The organism is Nocardia farcinica (assembly GCF_029867845.1).
Taxonomy (GTDB): Bacteria; Actinomycetota; Actinomycetes; order Mycobacteriales; family Mycobacteriaceae; genus Nocardia; species Nocardia farcinica_A.
In genome coordinates this window covers 1-4245 of sequence record NZ_JARWRU010001293.1, presented here as the reverse complement: position 1 = coordinate 4245, position 4245 = coordinate 1, and the positions used below count along the sequence as shown (strand labels likewise).

Annotated in this window: 4 protein-coding genes; all 4 read right to left on the bottom strand. The window is 70.1% G+C overall.

Going from position 1 to position 4245, the window contains the following annotated elements; genetic code table 11:
• Positions 1-66: 66 nt before the first annotated feature.
• The 4 genes from QH283_RS29005 to QH283_RS28990 all read right to left on the bottom strand — a co-directional run bounded on the left by QH283_RS29005 (position 67) and on the right by QH283_RS28990 (position 3959).
• Positions 67-279 (bottom strand): hypothetical protein, encoded by a 213-nt coding sequence (locus QH283_RS29005; protein WP_280506111.1) that lies wholly within the window; start codon positions 277-279, stop codon positions 67-69.
• Between the two features lie 6 nt (positions 280-285).
• On the bottom strand, positions 286-1317 hold the full coding sequence (gene cydB, locus QH283_RS29000) for a cytochrome d ubiquinol oxidase subunit II (RefSeq protein WP_280506110.1): 1032 nt from the start codon (positions 1315-1317) through the stop codon (positions 286-288).
• 11 nt (positions 1318-1328) lie between these two features.
• Complete coding sequence (locus QH283_RS28995; RefSeq protein ID WP_280506109.1) at positions 1329-2807, bottom strand: cytochrome ubiquinol oxidase subunit I; 1479 nt, start codon at positions 2805-2807, stop codon at positions 1329-1331.
• Between the two features lie 234 nt (positions 2808-3041).
• Positions 3042-3959 (bottom strand): aminodeoxychorismate lyase, encoded by a 918-nt coding sequence (locus QH283_RS28990; RefSeq protein ID WP_280506108.1) that lies wholly within the window; start codon positions 3957-3959, stop codon positions 3042-3044.
• Between the last annotated feature and the right edge of the window lie 286 nt (positions 3960-4245).

Sequence of the window (4245 nt, the reverse complement as noted above, 5' to 3'; positions counted from 1 at the left end):
CCCCGCCTACGACCGCCCCGACGCCCGCCCCGTTCTCGCCCCCCACCTGGGGCCCCCCCCCGCCGATCACCGGGGCACCGATCCCGCCCTGGCCCCGCCCCCCCCCCCCCCGCGCCGCGCGGGATCGGTGATCAGGCCGGCCAGCACTCGGCTCAGCGCCACGGCGGTCACCACGATGCACATCGTGGTCAGCACCGACAGCCCGACGCTCCAGGCCAGGTAGCGCCGGGCCGAGCGGGCGTGGCGCCACAGCCGGGGGTCGACGGGCGGGCGGGCCATGTCCGGTCAGCCCCTGCCCACGCGCGGGGTGAGGCCGATCGGGGCGGGGATCTGCTCGACGGTCAGCCGCTTGCGGAAGACCCAGTAGGTCCAGCCCTGGTAGCCGAGCACCACCGGGGTCACCACGATCGCGGCCCAGCTCATCACCTTCAGGGTGTACGGCGTCGACGAGGCGTTGTCCACGGTCAGCGAAAAGGCCTCCGCGATGGTGGAGGGCAACACGTTCGGGAACAGCGAGCCGAACAGCAGCACGGTGGCCGCCGCGATGGTCAGCGCGGTGCCGGTGAACGCCCAGCCGTCCCGGTCGGCGAAGACCGCCACCGCGGCCACCACCAGCCCGGCCACGGCCAGCCCCAGCGGAATCCAGGTCCAGTCCGCGCCGAGCGAGAGCTGGGTCCAGATGCCGAAGGCGGCGACGACCAGCGCGGCCGGGACGATCAGGCCCTTGGCGACGCGCACCGCGTCCGCGCGCACCTGCCCGCCGGTCTTGAGCGAGAGGAAGATCGCGCCGTGCAGCGCGAACAGCAGGCCGGTGGTCAGGCCGCCGAGCAGCGCGTACGGGCCGAACAGGTCGGCGAGCGAGCCGGTGATCTGCTTGTCCTCGTCCAGCGGCACGCCGCGCACCAGGTTGGCGAACAGCCAGCCCCAGGCCAGCGCGGGCACCCACGAGCCGATGCCGATGCCGATGTCGCAGCGGGCGCGCCAGCGCGGGTCGTCGATCTTGCCGCGCCACTCGATGGCGCAGATGCGCAGGATCAGGCCGACCAGCACCAGCAGCAGCGCGAAGTAGAAGCCGGAGAACACACTGGCGTACCACTCGGGGAAGGCGGCGAACATGGCGCCGCCCGCGGTGATGAGCCAGACCTCGTTGCCGTCCCACACCGGGCCGATGGTGTTGAGCACCACGCGCCTGCGCGCGTCCTCACCCCTGCCGAGGAAGGGCATGAGCATGCCGACGCCGAAGTCGAAGCCCTCCAGCACGAAGTAGCCGGTGAACAGGACGCCGATCAGCACGAACCAGAATTCCGCGAGACTCATTGCCTGGCTCCTCAGTAGGCGAACGACAGTTGTTCGACGGCGGGCTCGGCCTCGTCCCGGTCACCGCCGGGACCGCCGGGATCGCGCGGCTCGGGGGCGTGCGCCCGCTCCGGGCCCTCGATCACGTAGCGGCGCATCAGGTAGAACCACGCCACCGCGAGCGCGCCGTAGAGCAGGGTGAAGACCAGCAGCGAGATGACCACGGTGCTCGCCGAGTGGCCGGACACGCCCTGCTGCACGGTCATCCGCAGCAGCGGGTCGCCGGTCGGGTTGGGCGCGACCACCCACGGCTGGCGGCCCATCTCGGTGAAGATCCAGCCCGCGCTGTTGGCCAGGAACGGGGTGGGGATGGCCAGGATGCTCAGCCAGGCATACCAGCGCTGGTCGGGCACCCGGTCGCGCCTGGTCACCCACCAGCCGGCCACCACGAGCAGCAGCGCGCCCGCCGACAGGCCGATCATGGCGCGGAACGACCAGTAGGTGACGAACAGGTTGGGCCGGTAGTCGCCGGGGCCGAACTTGTCCACGTAGGCCTGCTGCAGATCCTCGACACCGTCGAGGGTGATGCCGGTGAACTGGCCCTCGGCCAGGTAGGGCAGCACGTAGGGCACCTCGATGAGGTGGGTGACGCCGTCGCAGTTGTTGTGCGTGCCGACGGTCAGCACCGAGAAGTCCGGGTCGGTCTCGGTGTGGCACAGCGATTCCGCCGAAGCCATCTTCATCGGCTGCTGGTCGAACATCAGCTTGCCCTGGATGTCGCCCGAGATCACCAGGCCGACCATCGACACCAGGATCACCCACGCGCCGAGCTTGCTCGCCGGCCGCCACATGGCGCGGGCCTCGGCCTGCTTGCCGCCGCGCGCGTTGCGCACCATCCACCAGCCCGCGATGCCCGCGACGAAGGTGCCCGCCACCAGGAACGACCCGGCGATGACGTGCGGGAACGCCGCCAGGGTGGTGTTGTTGGTCAGCACCTCCCAGATGCTGGTCAGCTCGGCGCGGCCGCGTTCGGGGTTGTAGCGGGCGCCGACCGGGTGCTGCATGAACGAGTTGGCGGCGACGATGAAGTAGGCCGAGGCGTTCACGCCGATCGCGACCATCCAGATGGTCGCCAGGTGCACGAGCTTGGGCAGCCTGGTCCAGCCGAAGATCCACAGGCCGATGAAGGTCGATTCCATGAAGAAGGCGACCAGCGCCTCCAGGGCCAGCGGCGCGCCGAACACGTCACCGACGAACCGGGAGTATTCGCTCCAGTTCATACCGAACTGGAATTCCTGCACGATGCCCGTGGCGACGCCGAGGGCGAAATTGATCAGGAACAGTTTGCCGAAGAATTTCGTCAGCCGGTACCAGCGTTCGTTGCCCGTGATCACCCAGGCGGTCTGCATACCCGCGACGAGCGGGGCGAGACCGATGGTGAGCGGGACGAACATGAAGTGATAGACGGTGGTGATACCGAATTGCCACCGTGACAGGTCCAGCACGTCCATCCGAACCTCCGTAACCCCACTACTACGCACTGTCGTAGTCCAGCCTACGTCTACTCGTCGGTAACGAGAACGAGGCGCTCGTCACGAGACGAGGGCGACGTATCCGCCCTCCCAGCCGTGGAAGACGCGCGACCAGGGCTTTCAGCGTACGACGAAACCGGCGGCGCGGCGCTGGTGCGCAACGTCACGCCGCCGGGGTTCGAAGGTCACCCGCGCGCCCCCGCGCGACGGGCGTCACCAGTCGCCGATGGCCCCGCCGCGCTCGATACCGCGATCGACCAGCTCGATGATCTCCTCGGCGTTGTCCGGCGCCGACATCCGAAGGCCGTCCAGCGAATTGACCCGCGCGGCCAGCGTGATGCTCGACAGCATCCAGATGCTGTCGCAGGTCAGCAGGTCGGCGGTGAACAGCGGGGCGTAACGGCACTCCCAGCCCGCTTTGGCCGCCTCGTTGAACAGCGCGCGCTGGGTGACGCCGGGCAGCACGCCGTTCTTGGCGGGCGGGGTGATCAGCTCCTTGTCCCTGGCGATCACCACCGTCGAGCGCGGGCCCTCGAGCACCCGGTTCTCGGTGCTGGTGAAGATCACGTCGTCGGCGCCCATCCGGTGGGCGAACCGCAGCGCCGCCATGTTCGTCGCGTACGACAGCGTCTTGGCGCCCAGCAGCTGCCAGGGCGCGGCCTGGGCCAGATCGATCGAGATGCCACGGGCGAGCGTCACCACCGACACCCCTTCCTCGCGGGCCCGCTCGACCCGCTCGGGCACCGGGGTGACCAGCACATAGGCGGTGGGCACCGGCACCGCCTCGGCGAGATCGCCCGAGGTGACCGGGGAGGGCGCGTGCAGTTCGGAGTCGCGGCCGCGGGTGAGGACCAGCCGGAGCACGCCCTCGCGCTCCTCGCCCCACTCCTTGGCGGCGATCTGCGCGGCCTCGCGCCACTTCGCCAGTTCGGGCTCGGGTAGATCGAGCGCCTGCGAGGAGCGACGGAGCCTGCCGAGATGGAATTCGAGCGCACACGGTTCGCCATCGCGCACCAGCACCGTCTCGAAGACGCCGTCGCCGCGCAGCACCCCGATGTCGTCGGCGAACAGCAGCGGCTCGTCGGCGTCGCGGACGATGCCGTCGAGGGTGACAAGAACTCGATCTACCATGCGTCGAGCCTAGGCGGAACGGCTTGCCGTTGCCTACGCCAATCGCGAGTTTGCCTACGCCAATCGCGAGTTTCCGCCACCGATTTCACCGGAATCGCGGTACCGGTGCGGGCGCGAGGACGCGGACACGCCTAGAGTGAATGGGGTGTCCGTGCACGATGCACCCAGTCCATTGCTCTCCGTCGCGGGCGCTGTCGCGGGGCGGGCCCGGTTGGCCGGCCGCGCGGGGGGCGGGGCAGACCGGGGGACCGGGGGGGGACCACCGGCCCCCCCGCCCCGCGGGGGC

Coding starts and splice junctions, on each gene's coding strand:
- QH283_RS29005 (WP_280506111.1), bottom strand. CDS start 279: ATGGCCCGCCCGCCCGTCGACCCCCGGCTGTGGCGCCACGCCCGCTCG.
- cydB (WP_280506110.1), bottom strand. CDS start 1,317: ATGAGTCTCGCGGAATTCTGGTTCGTGCTGATCGGCGTCCTGTTCACC.
- QH283_RS28995 (WP_280506109.1), bottom strand. CDS start 2,807: ATGGACGTGCTGGACCTGTCACGGTGGCAATTCGGTATCACCACCGTC.
- QH283_RS28990 (WP_280506108.1), bottom strand. CDS start 3,959: ATGGTAGATCGAGTTCTTGTCACCCTCGACGGCATCGTCCGCGACGCC.